15 protein-coding genes are annotated in these 21,742 nt (G+C 59.7%); 5 read left to right on the plus strand and 10 right to left on the minus strand.

Annotated elements, in window-relative coordinates; all coding sequences use genetic code 11:
• Window positions 1–94: 94 nt before the first annotated feature.
• A complete protein-coding gene (mprF, locus tag E2F50_RS16080) occupies window positions 95–2,674 on the plus strand; it encodes a bifunctional lysylphosphatidylglycerol flippase/synthetase MprF (RefSeq protein ID WP_133317201.1) in 2,580 nt (859 codons plus the stop codon).
• Window positions 2,671–4,032 carry an AcvB/VirJ family lysyl-phosphatidylglycerol hydrolase gene (locus E2F50_RS16085; protein ID WP_133317202.1) on the plus strand — a complete coding sequence of 454 codons (1,362 nt, stop codon included), beginning with the start codon at window positions 2,671–2,673 and terminating at the stop codon, window positions 4,030–4,032. The genes mprF and E2F50_RS16085 overlap by 4 nt, the downstream gene beginning before the upstream one ends.
• A 53-nt stretch (window positions 4,033–4,085) precedes the next feature.
• Here E2F50_RS16085 and E2F50_RS16090 read toward each other — a convergent pair whose 3' ends face one another.
• Window positions 4,086–4,904 carry a sugar phosphate isomerase/epimerase family protein gene (locus E2F50_RS16090; RefSeq protein ID WP_133317203.1) on the minus strand — a complete coding sequence of 273 codons (819 nt, stop codon included), beginning with the start codon at window positions 4,902–4,904 and terminating at the stop codon, window positions 4,086–4,088.
• Window positions 4,905–5,288: 384 nt separating this feature from the next.
• Between E2F50_RS16090 and E2F50_RS16095 the strand changes: the two genes are divergently transcribed.
• Window positions 5,289–5,942, plus strand: coding sequence for a TerC family protein (locus E2F50_RS16095; protein WP_133317204.1), 654 nt, complete (start codon window positions 5,289–5,291; stop codon window positions 5,940–5,942).
• A gap of 56 nt (window positions 5,943–5,998) precedes the next feature.
• Here E2F50_RS16095 and E2F50_RS16100 read toward each other — a convergent pair whose 3' ends face one another.
• The gene (locus E2F50_RS16100; RefSeq protein WP_133317205.1) at window positions 5,999–7,078 is read right to left on the minus strand and encodes an acyltransferase family protein; all 1,080 of its coding nucleotides are present in this window, start codon (window positions 7,076–7,078) and stop codon (window positions 5,999–6,001) included.
• 171 nt (window positions 7,079–7,249) lie between these two features.
• On the opposite strand from E2F50_RS16100, the gene E2F50_RS16105 reads away from it, so the two are divergent.
• Window positions 7,250–8,071 carry an MBL fold metallo-hydrolase gene (locus E2F50_RS16105; RefSeq protein ID WP_133317206.1) on the plus strand — a complete coding sequence of 274 codons (822 nt, stop codon included), beginning with the start codon at window positions 7,250–7,252 and terminating at the stop codon, window positions 8,069–8,071.
• A gap of 33 nt (window positions 8,072–8,104) precedes the next feature.
• Here the strand turns inward: E2F50_RS16105 and E2F50_RS16110 are convergent, their stop codons facing one another.
• The 8 genes from E2F50_RS16110 to E2F50_RS16145 all read right to left on the minus strand — a co-directional run bounded on the left by E2F50_RS16110 (window position 8,105) and on the right by E2F50_RS16145 (window position 15,867).
• Window positions 8,105–9,028: a methylenetetrahydrofolate reductase gene (locus E2F50_RS16110; RefSeq protein WP_133317207.1), complete on the minus strand. Its 924-nt coding sequence runs from the start codon at window positions 9,026–9,028 to the stop codon at window positions 8,105–8,107.
• Window positions 9,029–9,115: 87 nt separating this feature from the next.
• Entirely contained in the window at window positions 9,116–10,528 is a 1,413-nt protein-coding gene (gene ligM / locus E2F50_RS16115; protein ID WP_133317208.1) for a vanillate/3-O-methylgallate O-demethylase, read from the minus strand.
• A gap of 121 nt (window positions 10,529–10,649) precedes the next feature.
• On the minus strand, window positions 10,650–11,414 hold the full coding sequence (locus tag E2F50_RS16120; RefSeq protein ID WP_133317209.1) for a GntR family transcriptional regulator: 765 nt from the start codon (window positions 11,412–11,414) through the stop codon (window positions 10,650–10,652).
• A 94-nt stretch (window positions 11,415–11,508) separates the two neighbouring features.
• Entirely contained in the window at window positions 11,509–12,384 is an 876-nt protein-coding gene (locus tag E2F50_RS16125) for an NAD(P)-dependent oxidoreductase (RefSeq protein WP_133317210.1), read from the minus strand.
• An 18-nt stretch (window positions 12,385–12,402) separates the two neighbouring features.
• On the minus strand, window positions 12,403–13,458 hold the full coding sequence (locus E2F50_RS16130) for a 4-oxalomesaconate tautomerase (RefSeq protein ID WP_133317211.1): 1,056 nt from the start codon (window positions 13,456–13,458) through the stop codon (window positions 12,403–12,405).
• A 25-nt stretch (window positions 13,459–13,483) separates the two neighbouring features.
• A complete protein-coding gene (locus tag E2F50_RS16135; RefSeq protein ID WP_202615468.1) occupies window positions 13,484–14,155 on the minus strand; it encodes a 4-carboxy-4-hydroxy-2-oxoadipate aldolase/oxaloacetate decarboxylase in 672 nt (223 codons plus the stop codon).
• On the minus strand, window positions 14,155–14,883 hold the full coding sequence (locus tag E2F50_RS16140) for a PIG-L deacetylase family protein (protein WP_133317213.1): 729 nt from the start codon (window positions 14,881–14,883) through the stop codon (window positions 14,155–14,157). Before E2F50_RS16140 ends, E2F50_RS16135 begins: the two co-directional genes overlap by 1 nt.
• 24 nt (window positions 14,884–14,907) lie before the next feature.
• Window positions 14,908–15,867: a VOC family protein gene (locus E2F50_RS16145; RefSeq protein WP_133317214.1), complete on the minus strand. Its 960-nt coding sequence runs from the start codon at window positions 15,865–15,867 to the stop codon at window positions 14,908–14,910.
• Window positions 15,868–16,296: 429 nt separating this feature from the next.
• Here E2F50_RS16145 and E2F50_RS16150 point away from each other — a divergent pair, with 429 nt between their 5' ends.
• Window positions 16,297–21,735, plus strand: coding sequence for an alpha-2-macroglobulin family protein (locus tag E2F50_RS16150; RefSeq protein WP_133317215.1), 5,439 nt, complete (start codon window positions 16,297–16,299; stop codon window positions 21,733–21,735).
• The last annotated feature ends 7 nt before the right edge of the window (window positions 21,736–21,742 follow it).

The raw sequence follows: 21,742 nt of genomic DNA on the forward strand, positions 1-21,742 counted from the left end.
CTGCTTAATAACGCCGACACATTATGGCCGTGATCACGTTGCTTTTGCTGGCGACTTCAACAATGATCCGGCAGTCTCAGCATCCGGCTTGCCAATGAACTCCGATGATCGTCAGCGCTTCAGCTTTAGCCAGTTCTTCGAGAACTATCGCGGCTATCTCATTCCTTTGGCCGTCCTGCTGGTCTTCGGCTTCACGGCGTTCGCGATCTACGATCTGACAACGGAAGTCCGCTATGACGATGTCATTGCGGCTTTGACTGCAACCAAATGGTCCTCCATCGGGCTTGCCATCTTCTTCACCGCCTTGAGCTTCGTTGCCCTGATCGGCTACGACATGAACGCTCTCACCTATATCGGCAAGCGCCTGCGTTTCCTGCCGGTCTCCATGACGGCCTTCAGTGCTTATGCGGTCGGCAATACCGCTGGATTTGGGGCACTCAGCGGCGGCGCCATCCGTTTTCGCGGATATTCCCGTCTCGGCCTTACGCCCGACGAGGTTGGCCGGGTCATCGCCTTCGTCACGCTCGCGTTCGGGATCGGCCTTCTTGCCGTCACCGCCCTTGCATCATTGGTGACGGCGCCGAGGATCGGCGCTATTATCGGTATCGACGGGGCATGGGTTCGTTGGCTGGCTATCCTCATCCTGGTCGCGCTGTCGGTGCTTGTCATCATCGGGCGCGACGGGCGGGAAGTTGTGGTCGGCAAAGTGAAGCTCCGGCTTCCCGATACGCGTACATCCTCGCAGCAGTTCCTCATCACGGCACTTGATATCGCGGCCTCTGCTTCCGTGCTTTACGTACTCTTGCCGCAGACGGATATTGGCTGGCCCTCCTTCCTGGCGATCTATGCAACAGCGGTTGGAGCCGGCGTGCTCAGCCATGTGCCGGGCGGGCTGGGCGTTTTCGAAGCCATTATCGTCGCTGCACTCGGCAATGCTGTGGATCTTGATCAGGTCCTTGGAAGTCTCGTTCTCTACCGGGTCATCTATCATGTGCTGCCGCTCCTGGTGGCGACGCTGTTCATCATCGCTCTCGAAGTTCAGCAACTGACGCATCATCCGGTCGCGTCGACGCTCCGCAAGCTGGAATTCCGCCTCGCGCCGCTGCTGCTCGCGACGTTTGCAATGATTGCCGGGGCCATGCTGGTGTTTTCCAGCGTCACGCCGACGCCTGATTCAGATCTCGATATCCTTTTTAACTACTTGCCACTCCCGCTGGTCGAGAGTGCCCATTTCCTGTCCAGCATCCTCGGTATCGTTCTTTTTGTGACGTCGAGAGGCCTCGCCCAAAGACTGGACGGCGCCTGGTGGACAGCCGTGGTCTGCACCGCACTAGCCTTGCTGTTTTCATTTGTAAGAGCTCTTGCGCTTTTTGAAGCAGGTTTCCTGGTCACGCTTCTGGTCGGCCTACTCCTCAGCGCAAAGCTGTTTACGCGGCCCGCATCGCTCTTCCGCCAGGCCCTAACGCCCGCTTGGATCGTGGCCATGCTCATCCTCGTCGCTGGCGCGCTGACTATCCTCTTCTTCGTCTACCGCGAGGTGGACTACAGCCATGAGCTCTGGTGGCAGTTTGAATTCTCCGCCGAAGCTCCGCGCGGTCTTCGAGCAATCCTTGGCGTGGCGATCGCCTCGGCGGTCATCGCGATTTTCAGCCTTTTGCGGCCCGCGGCTACCCGTACCGCACCCTCAACGGATGATGATGTCCAGCGTGCGATCTCCATCGTGATGTCGCAGGATTCGGCCGATGCCAACCTTGTGCGCATGGGCGACAAGCGCCTGATGTTCTCAGACAATGGCAAGGCCTTCATCATGTACGGCATTCAGGGCCGCTCATGGATCGCCCTTTTCGATCCTGTCGGCCCTGCAGAGGAGACGCCTGAGCTTGTCTGGCGGTTTGTGGAAGAGGCCCGCGCCCAGGGTGGACGTGCCATATTCTACCAGATCTCGCCGGCGCTTCTGCCTTATTGCGCCGATGCTGGTTTGCGGGCCTTCAGGCTTGGCGAACTGGCGATTGTCGAACTTCCCCATTTTGACCTAAAGGGCAGCAGGCTCTCGGGACTGCGGCAGGCGGTCAACAAAGGATTGCGTGAGGGGCTGGAGTTCGAGGTGATACAGCAGGCGGAGGTGCTGGCCTCCATCGACGCGCTCAGGGCTGTCTCGGACTCGTGGCTCGCGCTGCACAGCACCCGCGAAAAGACGTTTTCGCTTGGAGCATTCCGCGAAGATTATGTCAGCGCGCAACCGGTCGCGGTTCTTCGTAAGGAGGGGCGGATCATCGCCTTTGCCACCCTTTCCCTCACGGACACCAGGAAAGAGGGAACTGTCGATCTGATGCGGTTTGCGCCGGACGCTCCGAAAGGCTCCATGGACTTCCTGTTTGTGCGGATCATGGAATATCTTCGGGATGCCGGTTATCGTGAGTTCAACCTTGGTATGGCGCCGCTGGCTGGCATGGCCCAGCGTGAAGCAGCTCCGGCCTGGGATCGCGTCGGCAGCGTGGTTTTCGAGCACGGCGAGCGGTTTTACAATTTCAAAGGCCTGAAGGCGTTTAAATCTAAGTTTCATCCCCGTTGGGAGCCTCGGTACCTAGCCGTCGCAAGCGTAGGTCCAGCCATTGCCATGATGGACGCGACTCTCCTGATTGGTGGCGGCTTGAGAGGAGTGGTCGGAAAATGAAGATTTGGCGGATCGTCACGGTGCTGGCCGGCCCGCTTTTGTTTGGCCATCCTGCATGGGCGCAGCAACCTGATTACCAGACTGGCATGATCCCGGCGCCGCATATCTCCCTGCCGGCCGGCAAGGACCTTGCTGCGATGGTCTTCCTGATTTCCAATGGACAGGGCTGGGGCGAGCGGGAGGAGGCGCAAGCCAAAGCCCTCGTTGAGGCCGGCGCGGCGGTCGTGGGAGTCGATTTCCCAAGCTATATGCGGGCGCTCGCCGAGGACCAGGGCGATTGCGTCTACATGATTTCCGATGTGGAAGACATTTCACAACAGGTGCAGCGGCGTGTGGGCAATCCGGTCTACCGCCACCCGATCGTGGCCGGCATCGGGGAGGGCGGCGCGCTTGCGCTTGCAATGATCTCGCAGAGCCCGCTGGTGACGATCGGCCAGGCGGTTGCGGTGGATCCTGCCGCCGGAATTCCTCTTGCCAAGGAACTGTGCACGCCGGCGTCCAAGGAAAACCTCGGCGCTCGCACTATCTACGGGTTTCAGGACGGGCCGCTGCCGGCAGAAGTGACGGTAGCTCTGACCCAGGGCGCTGATCCGGCAGGCGTCGCGCATGCGCAAAAGCTGAAGCAGGAGCATCCGGATGTGCAGATACAGCAGATCCCCGGTACCGCCGATGCTGCTTTCATGAACTTGCTGACCGAGCAAATTTCGCGGGGGAGAAAAAGCGATCAGCCTTTGGAGCTGCCGCTGACCGTTCTTGAAGCTGCCCCGGTGATGAATACGATGGCGGTGGTGTTTTCCGGAGACGGCGGCTGGCGCGACATCGATAGCGAGGTCGGCGGTTATCTTCAGAAACAGGGGATTCCTACGGTCGGCATCGACTCGCTGCGCTATTTCTGGTCGGAACGGCAGCCACAGGAAGTTGCCAACGACCTGTCGAGGATCATGAGCACCTATCGCCGTCAATGGGGCGTCTCCAATGTTATCCTCATTGGTTATTCTTTTGGCGCAGATGTCCTGCCTGCGGCTTATAATCTGCTTCCCGAGGCGGACAAAAGACGGATAAGGCAGATATCGCTGCTCGCCCTCTCAAAGGAGGTCGATTACGAAATCTCCGTTACCGGCTGGCTGGGCGTGGCGGGTGATGGAAAGGGCGGTGATACCGTCGCCGAGATAGCCAAAATCGACCCGCACCTGGTTCAGTGCGTTTATGGCACGGACGAAGACGACGACCCCTGCCCGGATTTGAAAGCAAGGGGTGTGGAAACGGTTCCGATCGAGGGCGGCCACCATTTTGATGAGGATTACGAGGCGCTGGGTAAGCGGATCGTCGAAAGTCTGCTGACCCGCCTGAAGAAGTAGGCCGGGGTGAAGGCCCGGCCGTCTCAATTTGTGTGGCGGCAGCGCCTTGCCGCTTACTGGGCGAGGCCGAGCGATTCCAGATAGTGTGCCGAGGCCGGTATCTTCGACTTGTCCTTGATCTCGATGATCAGCCGGGGATTGCTGCGCACACCTGACAATGCAGCAAAGACGGAATGCCAAAGGATGTTGCCTTCTCCGAGAGACCAATGGCGGTCGGCATAGCCGTCAGCGTCCTGCAGATGGATATGCTGGAGGCGCTCGCCCGCAGCCTTGACATAGTAGTCGACCGGCGGAGCGCCGGTTGAGCCGTAAGCGTAATGGGCGTGACCGGTGTCGATGGAAACAGCGACGGCCGGCGAGCCGAAGCTTTCTGCCAATGCGACCCGCGCATGCTGGTCGATATCCTCGATATTCTCAAGCACGATGACTGCGCCGATATCCTCGGCCTGCCTGACCGCGTCGCGCATCGTCAGGTGGACGTATTCCACGGTCCGCTCACGTTCGCCCTCGTTGTTGTCGAGATTGTTGTAGGACCAGGTCGTATAGGGGCTATGGGCAACCATTTGTGTTGCACCAAGGGCCGCACATATGTCCAGCCCCTGTTTCATCCGCTTCGCGACAACGGCACGGATATCCGGATCCGGCGATGCGATGGTAAATCCCCAGAATGGTCCATGGATGCCAAGCCGGCCTTGGTGGCCGTCGAGCAGCGTTTTCGCCCGTTCGACAAGCGGCATCCAATCACCGTCCAGGACATCTGCGGTGACAAAATCCTGCAATTCGAGATCGCGCTGCTTATCGAAAAGCCAATCGCGGTGAAGTTCAAGTTCATCCAACGTCATTGCAGCGCCGACCACGGGGAGAGAAGACATTTCGAAGCCTCCGAAAGGAAAGATAGGAACAGCCGGATCGCTTCCGGTATCGGAGCCGTGGCAGATTTTCATTATACTTGTGAGACGGGCGGGCGAGATTGCGAAGACATCAGCTATTGCCTTGTAAACTTCGCAGATTTTGCACCATCCCCAGATTGAAGGCCTTGAGTTTCCACAGGCATCCGGATACATGTCCTGATGCCAGGACCGGGCCCCTCTGGCAGCTCAGAGAGCTGCGATGTCGGACTGGATCGTCCAACTTCGGTGCCTGGTGTTCGTGAAAATTGTCCGACAAAAGCAGTAATGGGACTTAGCAAGGTTTCAACTGCAGTGCTTATTGGACAGTCTCCGGCATGAGGCGCCCTGCCTTGAATGGGTTGCCATATGATGGAAATTTTCACACCGGAGGGCTTTTCGGCTCTCATGCAAGTTATCATGATCGACCTGGTGCTGGCCGGCGACAATGCGATCGTCATTGGCCTGGCCGCGGCAGGTCTGCCGAAGGACCAGCGTGCCAAAGCCATCCTGGTCGGTATCATTGCCGCGACTGTCCTCCGTATCGGCTTTGCACTCGCCACAACCCAATTGCTGCAGATTGTCGGTCTTCTCCTGGCAGGCGGAGTGCTGCTCTTGTGGGTCTGCTGGAAGATGTGGCGGGAACTGCGTACGCCCCACAGTCACGACGACGATGCCAATGAGGCTCTGGCCAATGCCGACCTGAACGCCGATGGCAGTGTCGCGGGCGGCGCCCCACGCAAGACCTTTGCCCAAGCTGCCTGGCAGATCGTCATTGCGGACATATCCATGTCGCTCGACAACGTTCTGGCGGTGGCAGGTGCTGCGCATGAGCATCCAACGGTATTGATCTTCGGCCTGGTGCTTTCGATTGCGCTGATGGGGATTGCAGCAAGCTTCATTGCCCGCCTGCTGAACAAGCATCGCTGGATTGCTTATGTCGGGTTACTGGTCATTCTTTACGTATCGCTGGAAATGATCTGGCGCGGCGCTCACGAAGTCTGGCCCTATCTGGGGCTCTGAAGTCCTGGGAAATGAAAGGCGCGGCCTCGGCTGCGCCTTTCACTATGATCAGCCAATCACGCTTCTCGCTGTATCCGCCGCGACAGATTTGATCGAAGGCTTGCGCCCAATCGCGTAACTGACCGGCGAGCAGCAGGCTCCACGGTCCTTGCAATCAGGGACGAGGCTAGGAGCAGGATCGTCAGAACAAGCGCCATGACCGTCCAACGGTTTCCAGGCGTTCCGAAATGGGCGAAAGCGGCATAGCCGATATTCTGATGCAGCAGGTAGAGCGGGTAAGTCAGCCCGCCAAGCGCCATCGCGAGCCGGGGCCGTATCGGCATCGAAGGTCCGAGCGCGGCAACCGCCACGCAGATGACAGCAAGCGGTCCCATCAGGAACAGTCCGCCCATGTTCCGATGGAAGCCATAGGTCGCCAGAAACTCCGCCTCGGTGATGAAAGGTGCCGCCGTGGCCCAACAGGTGGCGGCTAGAAGCATGCAGCATCCCGATACTGAGAATGATTGCCTCAGCCTGAAGAGCACCAGGCCAAAGGCGAAATAGCCCGAATATTGAGTGATCAGCAGTTTTTGAAGCGCGCCGCTGTGCAACAAAGCTTCATTGGCGACAGAGACGGAAAGCCAGACCGTGACAATCAGACGCCATTGCCGCTGAAACAACCCGGTCGCGATTAGCAGGAAAACCCAGCCGTAAAAGATGATTTCGTAGGCGATGGTCCAATAGGCGCCATCCAGAAAGGGCTGCCCCAGCGCTCTGGAGATGATGATCCCATGAGCAAGCCATTGTTGAATGGTCGGCGGAGCAATCGTCGGAACCGGCCAAATGGCCAAGACGCCCGCAGTGATCGTCGCGCAGACGATGAAGCTCGGCCAGAGCCTTGCCACACGCCCGACCGCGAAATCATAAGCCGACCGATCTTGTGCCGACATGGTGATGACATAACCCGAAATGCCGAAGAAGATCAGCAAGCCGGCATCGCACCACATAGCGAAAGGCGCCAGTTCAGGAAAGCCGAGGCCGCCGCTTTCGCCGGAAATCTGCATGCGAAAGCCGTAGTGGAAAAGCAAAACCATTATCGCTGAAGCCAGCCTCAAGATGTCGAGGTTGACAAGCCTTTCAGGCTTTCCGGCTGACATAGGCTCTCCACCTCCGTTGTGCTGCGGCAAGACTAACCCGCTGGTCTTTGAAAAAGGTGAAGAGGCTTGTGATTCTACGTGCGATCTTCTGACAAAAGGTTTCTCTTTCCATCACCGCGGCAGATCCACTAAGACCTCTAGTGGAAGCATGGGTCGGATAGGGAGGAAATATTGTTTGTCTTTATTTGCTGTGCGTGTGGCACGTCCTTCGAGCAGGCGACCGACCAACCTCCTTCCTGCCTAATCTGCGCGGATGAGCGGCAATATGTTCCGCCTTCCGGGCAGACCTGGACCACGCCATCAAAGCTGGCGGCCAGCCATCGAAACAGCTGGCAGCAGCTGGAGCCTGGTCTTCTGTCCATCCAGACCATGCCCGCTTTCGCCATCAACCAGCGGGCGCTGCTGCTGCAGACACCATCCGGTAATGTCCTGTGGGATTGTATGGCCCATCTCGACGAAGCGACGAAAACGCTCATCGACGGCCTCGGGGGCATCAGCGCCATCGCTATTTCCCATCCCCATTATTACACGACCATGCAGGATTGGGCGGTGGCCTTCGACGCTCCCATCTACCTTCATGCAGCAGACCAGCAGTGGATCTGCCGCGCGTCGGATCATGTCAGGCTTTGGGACGAGGCAGCGCTTGCCCTTTCGTCTTCTGTCACGCTGGTTCATGCCGGGGGACATTTTGCAGGTGGCACAGTGCTACACTGGACCGCGCAGGATGGCGTGGGTGTTCTGCTCGCGGGGGATATCGTCCAGGTGACGCCTGGTGCGGATTATGTCTCCTTCATGTGGAGCTATCCGAACATGATCCCGCTCAGCGCGCCGGAGGTGGCGGATGTCGCGGAGCGCCTGGCTCCGTGGCCGTTCGAGCGGATCTATGGCGCCTTCTCGAGCCAGAATGTCCGGAACGATGGTCAGGCGATCGTCGCTCGCTCGGCCAAGCGCTACATCGAGCGGCTTTCCCAAGCTCCCAACACCAGCAGCTAGCTGCTGGAATGATCCGCGAGCGGCAGTGCAGGATCAAGGCGTGACGTCGCGCCGGCCGGCAAGCTGCTCGTTCATCCAGTCGGCGCTCGCCCGGATGCCGCCCAGCGGAAAGACATGAATGCGGTCTAGCAGGCTGTCCGGATGCGCAGCCTTGTAGTCGGCAATCTCATTGAGGAAATCCGTGGGCTCATAGGGAAGCAGGAGCTTGCTGAGATCCATGGCGCGCCTCTGCAACACGCTGATGGAGGGGCCGACCCCGCAACTCAGGGCAAATTTTATCAGTGTCTGTAGTTTGGTCGGGCCGGCTATGCCCAGATGGATTGGCAGGCTGATCCCTGCTGCGGCGATGCGCTCCGCCCATGCGATGACCGGCTTGGCGTCGAACGCGAATTGCGTGACGATGGCCATCTCAGCGTCGGTCCGTTCGGAATAGCGCTGCTTGAACTTCAGAGCTTCATCGACAATCCTGCTGCTGCCATCGCGGTCGATGTCCTTGTTGCCTTCCGGATGCCCGGCGACATGCAGCCGCTTGAAGCCATAGCGGTCGAAAAGGCCGGACTCGATCAGCTGGATCGAGCTGTCGAAATCGCCGGCGGGCGTCGATACGCCACCGCCCAGCAACAGGGCCTGCTCAACGCCCGCCTCGTTTCTGTAACGCCTGATCCAATCCTCCAGAACTGCGGCGCTTGGGATGATCCGAGACGGGAAATGCGGCATGACCGGGAAGCCGTCCTCATGAAGACGCTTTGCCGTCGCGACCATGTCTTCGATGGTGGTGCCTTCGATATGGGCGATATAAATACGGGTCCCAGCCGGAAGCAGCGTCTTGAAGTTGTCGATCTTGGCCGCCGTGCGGGGCATAACCTCGATCGAGTAATCTACGATGATGCCTTTGAAGCTGACGGGTTCAGGAGAACGCGCCTCCGGCTTCCCCCTGAAAAGGTTCATCAATGCCATGTTCCAATCCTCCTCCCGCAGCGGGATGAAACGCCCGGCCGAGACGGACGGTGCGGCGTGCGAGAGATCTTCTCGCACGCCAATTGATCAAATGGCTTTCTTGGTGCGCCAACTTTCGGCGTAATTTTCCCGCGCTTCCTGGGCATAGGGGACGGCGGCGACCCGTACGCGGATTTCGGCCTGCTTATGCCCCTGCTCAACAGAGGTCTTGGAGGTGCCGCCATCCGGTTCACCCCAGATCAGGGTCAGAACATCGTTTTCCTTGATGTCCGCGTCCACGACACCAAGCGAAAGCATCGAGCGCTCATTATAGCTATAGCCGTTGAACATGGAGAGGCCGACGACCTTGCCGTCCTTCAAAACCTGGTCGAAGCTGGAAGAAGCATAATTGGAGAGCGGGAAGTCGATCCATTTGGCAGCCTGCTCGCCCGGCTGGAAAGCCGAAGCAATCACCTTCACCACGTCTTCCGGATTCCATTCAAAGGTCACCTTACGACGCTGCGGGGTTTCCTTCATCTTCTCCAGCGCTGCCCGCCCGACGAAGTCATGGTCGAACTTCACATAGACGCCGTAGCCGAGTTCGTAGGGGTTGAGGTAATAGTCTTCGATGTTATCGGAAACATAGCTGCCGCCGATGGAGCCGTTGGCTTCGTAGCTGTTTGCGGGCAACCAGTCCCGATAGGCCTGAAGTTCGTCGCCGGTGTAAATCGCCGGCAGAGGCGAGGGTATCCAGCCGGATTCGAGCGTGTTCGTCGCGTAAGCGCGGCTGCCAACGAGGCGAAGGTCAACGCCTGCATCTTCGGCAGCTTTGACGATGGCCGCCCGCACCTCGTCCTTTTCCGCGTAAGGCCCCCAGATTTCAAGACCCGGTGCTCCGGCCATGCCGTGGCGGAGAGCCTGGACCTTGCGGCCCGCGACATTAATCCAATCCACGTGGAAGAACTTGATCTCCGGGATCGGTCCGCCGTTCATTTTCTCGAAGACTTTCGGAGCATCAGGGCCTTGGATCTGGAAGCGGTAGTGAATACGGTTGACCTCTTTTCCGTCCGGACGAGACGGGGAGCGCGGATCATGCGTCAGCTTCACATCGAACTTTCCAAGCGAAGCATTGTAGAGCAGCCAGTTCGCCGTGGGGGCTCGTCCCACCAGCACGAATTTTTCTTCCGTTTCACGAAAGATGATCATGTCGCCGATTACATGGCCGGCCGGCGTCACAGGCACATAGTGCTTCGCCCGGTTGGTACCGAAATTGGCAAAGCTGTTGATCGACAGGCTTTCCAGGAATTTTGCCGCATCCGCGCCTTCGACGACAAGTTCATCCATGTGGTGCGACTGGTCGAAAAGCACGGCGGTTTCACGCCACGCCGCCTGCTCGGATCGCCAGTTGGAAAACTCCGGTGCGACAACCGGGTATACATAGATGCCGGTTTTGGAGTTGCGAAGATGTTCGACTGTATTGCCTGCATCCTTGAGGACATGGCTCAAGCTTGTCGGTGTCACGGAAACTCCTCCCTAAGTTTTGGACAGAATGTATACATGTTCTCATGGAGAGAAAAGTTCAAGCGAAATTTCTCTCCGTTGCAGGAGGGTGCCCTGTCGCTTCGGGTGCGGAGATAGGAGCTCAGGAACTGAGCAGCACCAGCCCTGGGACGCTCAGCATCAGCTGCGGATCTTCATAAACGGCATATTCCAGATTTTTCCGGGCAATGCGTGCATGCTCACGCGCAAGGGCTTCGGCACGTGCCCCTTCGCGCCCGGCAACTGCTGCAACAAGGGAGCGATGCTGGTCCTGGGCAATATGAAGCGACTGGCGGAAGGCGGCGACATGAGTGCGGCCGGATAAAAAAGCGGAGGGCGAGGCGAATGGTAGACGCGTCGATCGTTCCACCTCGCGCCGAATGACCGTGCTACCCGACAGCTTCACCAGAAGCGCGTGAAATTCTGCGTTGAGTCCGGAATAGGCTTCAAGATCAACGTCCCCGAAGTTTTGCCCGAAGCAGGCGTCCAGTTGAGCCAAGAGGTCGCGGAGCTGCTGGAGGCCGGTTTGGGAGACGCCACGTTCGGCAGCGAGCCTTGCTGCGGTTCCTTCCAATACGCCGCGCAGCTCTATGGCATCCACCGCATCGGCATAGGTAAAGCTCCGCACGACGAAGCCGCCGTTCGCCAGCCGATCCAGGAGGCCCTCTTCCGCCAGCCGGGACATGATTTCACGCACCGGCGTGCGCGAAATCTGCAGCGTTTCGGCCAGCGGAACCTCAAAGAGCCTGGTGCCGCCCGGATAGTCGCCGCTCAAGATTTTCTTGCGCAGCTCCATCAGGGCGCGGGCTGTGTGCGTCGATCTCGAGGCCTCTTCCAAATGAACATCCTGCTGCTGCCGGATCGCCATCTTAGCGACATCTCGTGGATCGGCCAAGCCTGGGTGTATACATGCATCGAGGTGCACGTTGTCAGGTTGAAGATGACCTAGCAGCAGAAAGCGGTCAAAGCCTTGTCTGGACGCGAGCGGCCAATAGGCTCGCTACGGTCGACCGAAGTTCTTCCGTCGTTTTGATTCCGATCGCAGCCATCTTGTCCTGAATAGCCGCAATCTCCCGGCAGAGGCCGCCATTCAGGCCGAGCGCATCCAAAGTGGCACCGCTCTCGCGCATCTCGGCGGCCCGTCGCCGCCCGTGGCGCGTGGTCCGCTCGAATTGGTATGCTGGGAATTTCGACCAATCCAGGCCTGGAAAGCTTTGCGAGAGCGAAGCTAAAATCTCTTCGAAACAGCCTGAGGCTTCGGCTGCAAGCAGGGCCTCGATCGTGATCGCTTCGAGCCCCTTGACGAAGACGGAGCGCACCATCTTGATTGCCGTTGCCGAACCGGGCGCGTCGCCTGCAAACTCTCCGTTGAACCCCAGGCTCCGCATGCGATCGAGAATGGCGCCGGCGTTTTTTCCGGCAAGCAAGATCGGCGTGCCATGACCTTTGGGATGAACCGGCGCCATGACAGCCATGTCGAGATAATCGGCACCTGTGGCATCGACAAGGGCGGAGGTTTCCACCTTGCGCTGCGGCGAAACTGAATTGATGTCGATCAGCAGGGCGCCTTGGCCGAGATGGGGCAGTATCGACTTTGCGGCCTCAAGGCTTTGATCAGCAGTCACGGCGCTGAAAATCCATTCGGCATCGGCAAGTTCGGCCGGAGATCCGGCCACATTAACGCCGCGGCTCGTCATCGCCAGCCGCATATCTTCCGCCGCTGCCGGATCATCCAGAAGCCGGTCATAGGCGCGGAACTGGCCATGATCGAGCCTCAAAGCCAGAGTGTCGTGAAAGGCACGCGCTGCTTCACCGAAGCCGAGAAACGCAATCCTCATGGTCTGTCGATCCCGTCGTCAATCGCCAAATACCAAGCCGTCAAAAAGCTTGCGTGCCGTCCGCAATACGGCTGCACGGTCCACCTGGCCGTCCTTCATCGTCGCGATGACGCTCATTTCTCCCGTCGGATGCTCCACGGACAGAAGCTTTTCATCCCCTTCGGGAATGGCGGCGAGCTCGGCAGCCGGACCCTTCGGCAGGAGGCAGGCGGTTGCCACGCTGACTGCGCCAAGCACGCCGATTGCGTCGTGGCACTTGTGCGGGATGAAGGTTCGGGTGGAGATTGTTCCGCCGGATGTGGGAGCCGAGACCATCGTTATCTTGGGCACGGATTTCTTCGCGACGTCGCCGAGGTTCATCATCGGCCCAGCCTTCAGCCGGATGGATTCCAGCTTCACCCGCAGCTCCTGGTTTGCCTCGAGATCCTTCGGGCTTTCGTCGCCCCTGATGCCGAGCGCTTCGGCATGCATCAAAACGCAAGGCATGCCGTTGTCGATCAAGGTGCAGGCTATGCCATCGATCTCGTCGACCAGATTGCCGGTGGGTAGAAGCGCGCCGCAGGAGGAGCCGGCCGTATCGGCAAAGACGATCGGGATCGGAGCCGAGGTGCCGGGTACGCCGTCGATCCGCGCCTCGCCTTTATAGCTCACCTTGCCGCCGGGCGTGTCGATCGTCGCTATGGCGATCTGCCCGGTATTTTCCATGAAGATCGACACCTCGGTCTTGCCGTCATTTGGAGAAACCAGACCCCGTTCGATGGCGAAAGGCCCGATCCCTGCCAGGATATTTCCGCAGTTCTGGCCGTCGGTGACGATCGGCTGGTCGACGAAGACCTGCAGGAAGAGATAGTCGACATCGACGCCTTGCCGCTCGGATTTCCGGACGACGGCCACCTTGGAGGTCAGCGGATTGGCGCCGCCCATGCCGTCGATCTGGCGCGCATCGGGCGAGCCCATGACGCGCAGGAGGAAACCGTCGCGGTCGGCGGGCAGTTCCTCGGCGAGAAAATATCCGCCTTTGGACGTGCCGCCGCGCATCCACATGCAGCGGACGCCGCTGTCGATATCTCCCATGATCGCCTCCGATCCCGTGTCGTTCCTAGATGTATTTCAAGCCTTTTTCGGCCAAACGCCCGCGCATGTCGTAGATGTCGAGACCCAGCTCGCCGGCGGCAAGACGCTTGCGCTTGGCCTCTTCTGCCGCAACTCGGGTTTCTGCCTTTGTGGCGACCGCTTCCGCTTCCTCGCGCAGCACGACGCAGACGCCATCGTCGTCGGCGACGATGATATCGCCCGGCCGCACATAGGCACCGGCGCAGACCACCGGCACATTGACGGAACCGGGCGTTTCCTTGACCGTTCCCTGCGCAAATATCGCCTTCGACCAAACGGGAAACTTCATCTCGGTCAGATCGGCCACGTCACGAACACCTGCATCGATGATCAAGCCATTGCAACCGCGCGCTTGGGCCGACGTTGCCAGCAGATCGCCGAAATAGCCATCTTCGCAGGAGCTGGTCGGAGCAAGCAGCAGGATGTCGCCGGGTTTGATCTGCTCGATCGCCACATGCAGCATCCAGTTGTCGCCAGGCGGTGCCAAGATCGTCACCGCGCTGGCGGCCAGTCTGGCGCCGCTATAGATCGGACGCATGTAGCTGGCGAGCAGGCCCTTGCGGCCCTGTGCCTCGTGGACGGTGGCGACACCGCAGGCGGCAAGCCGATCGATGACGGATTGATCGGCACGCTGAATATTCTGGACGACCACCGCCATCAGAGTTCATCCACGGTGCGCGGGAAGACCGACTGGAAACCTTCCGCATGGGTCGACTTGCGCCCGCCGGACTGGCCGCCGGAATTGCGCATGAAGTGATTGCCGCGGTTCTCGGCAACGTTCTTGTAGTAGTGCCAGAGATGCTCCTGGCCTTCCATGCACTGGATGGCCGCCCACTTCTTTTCCCAGACAGGGGAAATGTCGAGGAAGACATCCGGCTTCCATTCCATCTGCTCCGTCTGGTGCGGCTCGAACAGATAGAGCTGCGGCGCGCCGAGAACCTTTTCGCCTGGATTATGGCCCCAGGCCTGTGCGATCATGCGGGCTTCAAGAGCCACCTGGGTCGCATACATGTGGTCTGTGTTGTACGGGTCCCACTTGGAGTGGGAGAGCATGAATTCCGGCTGCACCTTGCGGATCACATCAACCAGCTTGAACTTGGCGTCCTGATCCACGATTAGCGGATAATCGCCGAGATCGAAGAACTGGATATCGGAGACGCCGAGCGCCTTGGCGGCATTCTCAGCCTCGGTGCGGCGTCCAGACTTCACCTTGTCCAGCGTCATTCCCGGATTTTTCCAGAGCTTGGCGCTTTCGCCACGCTCTCCGTAGGAGAGGCAGACGACGGTGACGTCATAACCTTTCTCCTGGTGGAGCGCGATGGCGCCGCCGCAACGCCAGACGAAGTCCGCCGAATGGGCGCTGATGACCAATGCTGTCTTAGCCATGGATATACCTCATGTTCTTGCGAATTAGTGGTCGGTGGCAATCGGGGGTGTACCGTGGGTGTGGAAGGTATCGATCGTCTTCAAGCCCCAAGCCTGGCCCTTCTTGCGCTCGGTTTCGGTCCAGGTGATCGGCTTCCAGTCGGGATTGAGAATCAGCCGTGCGCCAGAATTGGCCACCTCGACGCGGTTGCCGGCAGGCTCCCAGACATAAAGAAAGAACGTGCCTTGGACGGCGTGCTTGTGCGGCCCAGTTTCGATATGAACGCCGTTCTCCAGGAAGATATCGGCGGCCCGCAGGACGTCCTCACGCTGATCGACAGCATAAGTCACGTGGTGAAAGCGGGCGTGTCCGCCGCCGTGGTCTTCCGTATAGGCGATGTCGTATGTCTTGTTGTTGACCGTGAACCAGCATCCACCCAGCCGGCCATTGTCCAAGAGGATCTGTTCCGTGACGCGGCTGCCGAGCGCCTTGGTCATGAAATCTCGGATGGCGCCGACATCGGCGGCCAGCAGGTTCAGATGGTCCAGCCGGCGAGGGGAAACGCCGCGGCCGTGATAGCGCTGGGCGATGTTCTTGAGCGCCGACCTTTCTTTCTCGGGTGCGATATAGTCGACCGTGTCGAAATAAAGCTCGAAGATGTGCCCGTCAGGATCCTGGAATTGGTAGGCACGACCATGGCCCATGTCGCCATCCACCCAGCCGATACCACATCCCATCCCTTCGATGATCTCGACCCGACGGGCTAGCGCTTCCGGGGAAGCGGCACGATAGCCGACATGGCCTACACCCGTCGTGTGGTGCCGCGTCAGCTTCAGCGTGTGGAATTCGTAGTCGTCGAAAGCGCGCAAATAGACGCTGTCGCCTTCGCGGCCGCTTTCGGTCAGCCCGTAGATGCGGGTGAAGAAATCCAAGCTTTCCTCGAAGCAGTCGGAATAAAGTTCCACATGGCCAAGATGGGCGACATCGTAGGACGGCTCTGCCATTCGTTTTCCCAAGGTGGTCGTCAGCGGCGCCCGAACACGATCGCCTTGCCCTCTGAATAGATGCCCGGTTCTCCACCCAAACGCAGCATCATAGTTATGCTAGAAATAGATCCGTGCGTTGCCTCGTGACGAATAGGTTCTGCTCCAGCCTCATAAGTTTTTGTTGAGACGGCTTCGAAGGAGCCTCTTTCGGAATGCCTTCGGAGACGGCGGCGCGAAGGCTGGCTGTGGCACTACTTTTCTGAAGCGGCGTCGGTCATGTTGGCGGGTGCAAACGGCACAACAACTCGAGACGGGTTCCAAAGCCGAGAAGCGTACCGCCCTTTATTGGGTCATCTGCGAGATTCCATAGCCCGGCAGGTCCAGCTTCGTTGACAAGTCCTGACACACATTGGACAAGTGGAATCGCTAGCAGCCAGGGGGGACTTTATGTCTAGGCGCGCGTTTTTCGGTTTTTTTGCTCTTGTACTGTCCGCCTTTACGCTGGCAGCGCCTGCAATGGCGGCTGAACGCCGTATCGAGACGTCGGCGGACAGCGATTACTCCGGCTTCGATCTTCGAACCGTGAAGAATGTCAGCCAGGCGCAGTGCGAAACCGCCTGCATCGGCGATAACCAGTGCCGGGCCTTCACCTATAACGTCAAGGCGAAGTGGTGCTTCCTCAAGTCGGATTACAGCCAGCTCAACGGCTTCCAGGGCGCCGTTGCCGGCAAAATCGTCGAAGCGGCGGCTGATCCCGATATAGGGGCACCGCCAAAACTCTCCTTCCTCACCGAGGAGCTGTTGCAGCAGGCGCGCGACCAGAAGAGCGGCCTGGCTCTCGGGGATAATCAACAAGGCTACGGGATCGGCAACCTGAGGACGATTGCCCAGACCGAACTGCTCAGCGGCAATGTCGATACTGCCATCTACAATTACAAAGGCGCACTGGCGCTTGCTCCCGAAGATGCCGCCCTATGGATCGAGCTTGCGCGGGCTGCCGGGACGGCCAATAGCAGCACGGCCGGCGAGTCGGCGCTTGCCGCCATCAATGCCTATCAGGCTTCGCGAACGGCGGCGATCCGTGCCGATGCGCTTGCCGTTCTGGCCGCGGCTCTCGCCAAGCAGGAGAGCTATCGTCCGGCGCTGAGTGCCTACAAGGCGAGCTTGGCGCTGGCGAATGCGCGCACCGTTCAGGCCGCGTACAATGACCTGCGCGAACGCCAGGGCTTCCGCGTCATCGGAAATACGGTTGATGCCGACAGTGCGGCGCCACGGGTCTGTGTCCAGTTTTCCGAGCCTCTGGTCAAGGCAGGCGTGGATTATGCACCTTATGTCGTACTCGACAGCCAGGCACCGAAAGCCATGGAAGCCAAGGACAGCCAGATCTGCGTCGAGGGCTTGGCGCACGGGCAGCGCTACAAGGTTTCTCTGCGCCGCGGCCTGCCATCCTCGGTAGACGAACCTTTGCCAGCTCAGGTAGATATCGACATCTACGTCAAGGACCGGTCGGCGAGCGTCCGCTTCACCGGAGACAGTTTCGTGCTGCCGTCCACCGCACGCCGCGGTATTCCGATTGTTTCGGTCAATACGGAGAAAGCGGATCTTAAGCTCTACCGCGTCGGCGATCGCAACATGGCTGGGTTGCTTGCCAATTCGCAGTTTCTGACCCAGCTGGACACTTATACTGCCAGCCAGATCGAGGCCCAAAGCGGCGAGCTTGTTTGGCAAGGGACGATCGATATCGTTCGGGACATCAACAAGGACGTCGTGACCAGCTTTCCGGTCGACGAAGCTTTGCCGGCCCGTAAGCCCGGCGTTTATGTGCTAACGGCTGCCGCTTCCAATAGCATTTCCCAGGAATGGGACAGCAAGGCGACGCAGTGGTTCGTGGTCTCTGATATCGGCCTCACCACCTATGCCGGCACGGATGGACTGCACGTCTTTGCGCGCTCTCTCGCCACAGCGAAGCCGATCGCCGGAGCGGATCTCCAGCTTCTCGCCAAGAACAATGAGGTTCTCGGAACGGCGAAAACCGACGCCGACGGCAGAGCGGTTTTCACCGCCGGACTGATGCGCGGCACGGCTGCCATGGTTCCCGCCATGCTGACGGCACAAAACAAGGGGCAGGATTTCGTTTTCCTTGACATGAGCCGCGCCGGCTTCGACCTGTCCGACCGCGGCGTCACGGGGCGCCCGGCGCCCGGCGCCATGGATATCCTGCCATGGACCGAGCGCGGCATCTATCGCCCCGGCGAAACGGTGCATGCCAGCGTGCTTGCCCGCAACGTCGACGCAACAGCTATCGAAAACCTGCCGCTGACCTTCGTCTTCCTGCGGCCCGACGGTGTCGAAGATCGCCGCATGGTCAGCAACGGCGCGCTCGGCGGATATGCGCTTGATCTGCCGCTGCTCGCCTCGGCCATGCGTGGCACATGGACCATGCAGATCTTCGCCGATCCCAAGGGCACAGCGATCGGCGAGAAGACGTTCCTGGTCGATGATTTCGTGCCGGATCGCATTGAATTCGACATGAGCAGCGAGGTCAAGGAGATCGTCGTCGGCAAGCCGGTTGAGGTCGCCATAGATGGGCGCTTCCTTTATGGCGCGCCGGCGGCCGGGTTGAAGCTCGAGGGCGAGATTGCGCTGAAGCCGACCCGAGAGCATGCAGCCTTTCCGGGCTATCATTTCGGCCTGGCCGATGAGGAGGAAACCGAAACGGCTCGCACAACGCTCGATGCGCTCGAACCGACCGACAAGGGAGGCAAATCCACTTTCGACGCCGCAATCAGCGAAGTGCCATCGACCACCCATCTCGTCAGCGCCAACGTCGTCGTTCGCATGCAGGAGGCAGGCGGCCGCGCCGTCGAGCGCTCTCTCACCCTGCCGGTCAAGCCGGAGGCTGCCCGGATCGGCATCAAGCCGGAATTTACCGGCGATCTTGCTGAGAATTCTGTCGGCAGTTTCAACGTGATCCTGGTGGATCCCGAGGGCAAGAAACAGAACAAGCAGGGCCTGCGGTGGAAGCTCATCAAGATTGACCGGGACTATCAATGGTATCGCGACGGTTCGTCCTGGCGCTTCGAACCCGTCACCCGGACCAGCCAGATTGCCAATGGCATGGTCGATGTCGGGAGTGATGGCGGCAAGGTTTCTGTGCCTGTTGCCTGGGGCCAGTATCGCCTGGAGATCGAAACGGCGGATGTCGGTGGGCCAGAATCCAGCGTGCAGTTCGACGCCGGCTGGTTCGTGACGGCGGCCTCGAGCGAGACACCGGATGCTTTGGAGGTCGGTCTGGACAAGCCGAGCTACAAGATCGGAGAAACGGCCAAGCTCAAGGTCTCCGCGCGCTATGCCGGGGAACTTCTGATCACTGCGGGTTCTGAAAGCCTCGTAGCGGTTCAGACGGCAAGCCTTGGCCCCAATGGCGGCGAGGTGGATATTCCCGTCACCAAGGAATGGGGCGCGGGCTCCTATGTCACGGCGACGCTTTACCGGCCCGGCGAGGCACGGGAAAGCCGGATGCCGATGCGGGCAATCGGCATTACCTGGCTCAAGGTCGATCCGGAGGCTCGTGATCTGAGCATATCGATCACCGCGCCGGATAAGACATTGCCGCGCCAGCCTCTGAATGTATCGCTGCAGGTTGCGGGAGCGGGCGCCAATCAGGATGCCTATCTATCGGTCGCCGCAGTCGATGTCGGCATATTGAACCTGACGCGCTATGAGCCGCCTGCGCCGGATCTCTGGTATTTCGGCCAGCGCCGGCTCGGGCTTGAGATCCGCGACATCTATGGCCGCCTGATCGACGGCTCGCTTGGCGCCACCGGCCGGCTTCGCACCGGCGGTGACGGGGGTATTTCGCTGCAGGCAAGCCCGCCAAAGGAAAAGCTTGTCGCCTTTTTCTCAGGCCCGGTGAAACTGGATGCGGAGGGCAAGGCCAGTGTCGCGTTCGATGTTCCGCAATTCAACGGCACGGTCCGCCTTATGGCGGTCGCATGGTCGAAGGCCGGGGTCGGCCATGGCGTCAAGGATGTCGTCGTCCGGGATCCGATCGTCGTCACCGCTAGCCTGCCACGGTTTTTGGCGCCCGGCGACGACAGCAATCTGCGGCTAGACATTGCCAATACGGATGCGCCGGCCGGCAGTTACGACCTCAGCGTCACGACCACGGATGCAGTTGCCGTAGGACAGAATGCAATCAAACCTTTGATGTTGGCGGCCGGCGGCAAGGCGGACATTACCTTGCCGCTGGTCGGCATCCAGCCTGGTGACGGAACAGTTTCGATCCGCTTGTCGGGCACGGACGGTACATCCGTCTCCCAGGACCTGTTCATTCCGGTGCGGCCCGCTGCCATGCCGGTTACCCAGCGACGTTTGGTGGAGTTGAAGCCGGGCGGCAGCGTCATCGTCGACTCCAATCTGCTGGCAGACAGCGTCCTGCAAGGCGCTTCGGTCAGCGTCAATGTCAGTCGTTCCACCGCCTTCGACATCCCCGCTCTGCTGATGAGCCTCGACCGTTATCCTTATGGCTGCGCCGAGCAGACCACCAGCCGTGCCCTGCCGCTTCTTTATCTGAGCGAATTGGCGATCCAGAATGGTCTGGCGGACGAGGCGGAGGTCAAACAGCGCGTTCAGGATGCCATCTATCGGGTGCTCTCCTATCAGGCATCCTCTGGAAGCTTCGGCCTCTGGGGTCCCGACAGCGGCGATCTCTGGCTCGACTCCTATGTCACCGACTTCCTGTCGCGCGCTCGCGAACAAGGCTATGAGGTGCCGGAACGGTCGGTTGTCCAGGCGCTCGACAGCCTTCAGAACTCGTTGAGCTTCACCAACAATATCAAGGATCAGGGCAACGAGATCGCCTATGCCCTTTATGTTCTGGCACGCAACCGGAAGGCTGCCATCAGCGATCTTCGATATTATGCAGATACGTCGCTCAACGACTTTCCGACGCCGCTCGCTAAAGCCCATATTGCTGCGGCCTTGTCGCTTTATGGCGATTCGCAACGAGCCCAGAACATCTTTGCAGCCTCGCTGCAAATGTCCCAGGACGCGCAGATACACAAGGTGAGCCTGGTGCGCTCGGATTACGGCTCTTCACTGCGTGATGCCGCGGCCGTTCTTGCGCTTGCGGCTGAAAGCCGCCCAGTACCGCGCATCGTGCCTGCCCTGGCCGATGTCGTTGCCAAGGAATGGATGTCTAAGAAATACACCAGCACCCAAGAGCAGACCTGGATGCTGCTCGCCGCCCGTGCCTTGCAAAAGGGTGATGACGACCTGCGGCTCGACGTGAACGGTGCGGAGCATCGCGGTACGCTGATGTCGCAGATGATCGGTGACGTGCTCACCGATCATCCGCTCACCATCAAGAACACCAGCAGCGGCCCGCTGTCTGCAGCCATCACCACGGTTGCGGCTCCGGCCCAGCCGCTGCCGGCGGGTGGCGACGGATTTGCGATCACGCGGATCTATTACACAATGGAAGGTGAAGAGGCGAATGTCAGCGAAGCGCAGCAGAACCAGCGCTATGTGGTGGTCTTGAACGTCACCGAAAGCAATGAATGGCCGTCACGCATAGTGGTAACGGATCTTCTGCCCGCCGGCTTCGAAATTGACAATCCCGGCATCGTCAACAGCGCCAGCCTCTCCAATTTCGACTGGCTGGAAGAGATGACCGCGGCGCACACGGAGTTCCGCAACGATCGCTTCGTTGCGGCCTTCAACCGCACCGCCGGCGATAACAGGTCGATCAACCTGGCTTACGTCGTTCGCGCGGTTACACCCGGTGTCTATGATCATCCGGCCGCGCAGGTCGAAGATATGTATCGGCCGCAATTCTCCGCGCGGACGGCGACGGGCAAGATGGAGGTGGTCGCTGCTCAATAAGCGGCGG

This window comes from Rhizobium deserti (assembly GCF_004358025.1).
GTDB lineage: Bacteria > Pseudomonadota > Alphaproteobacteria > Rhizobiales > Rhizobiaceae > Neorhizobium > Neorhizobium deserti.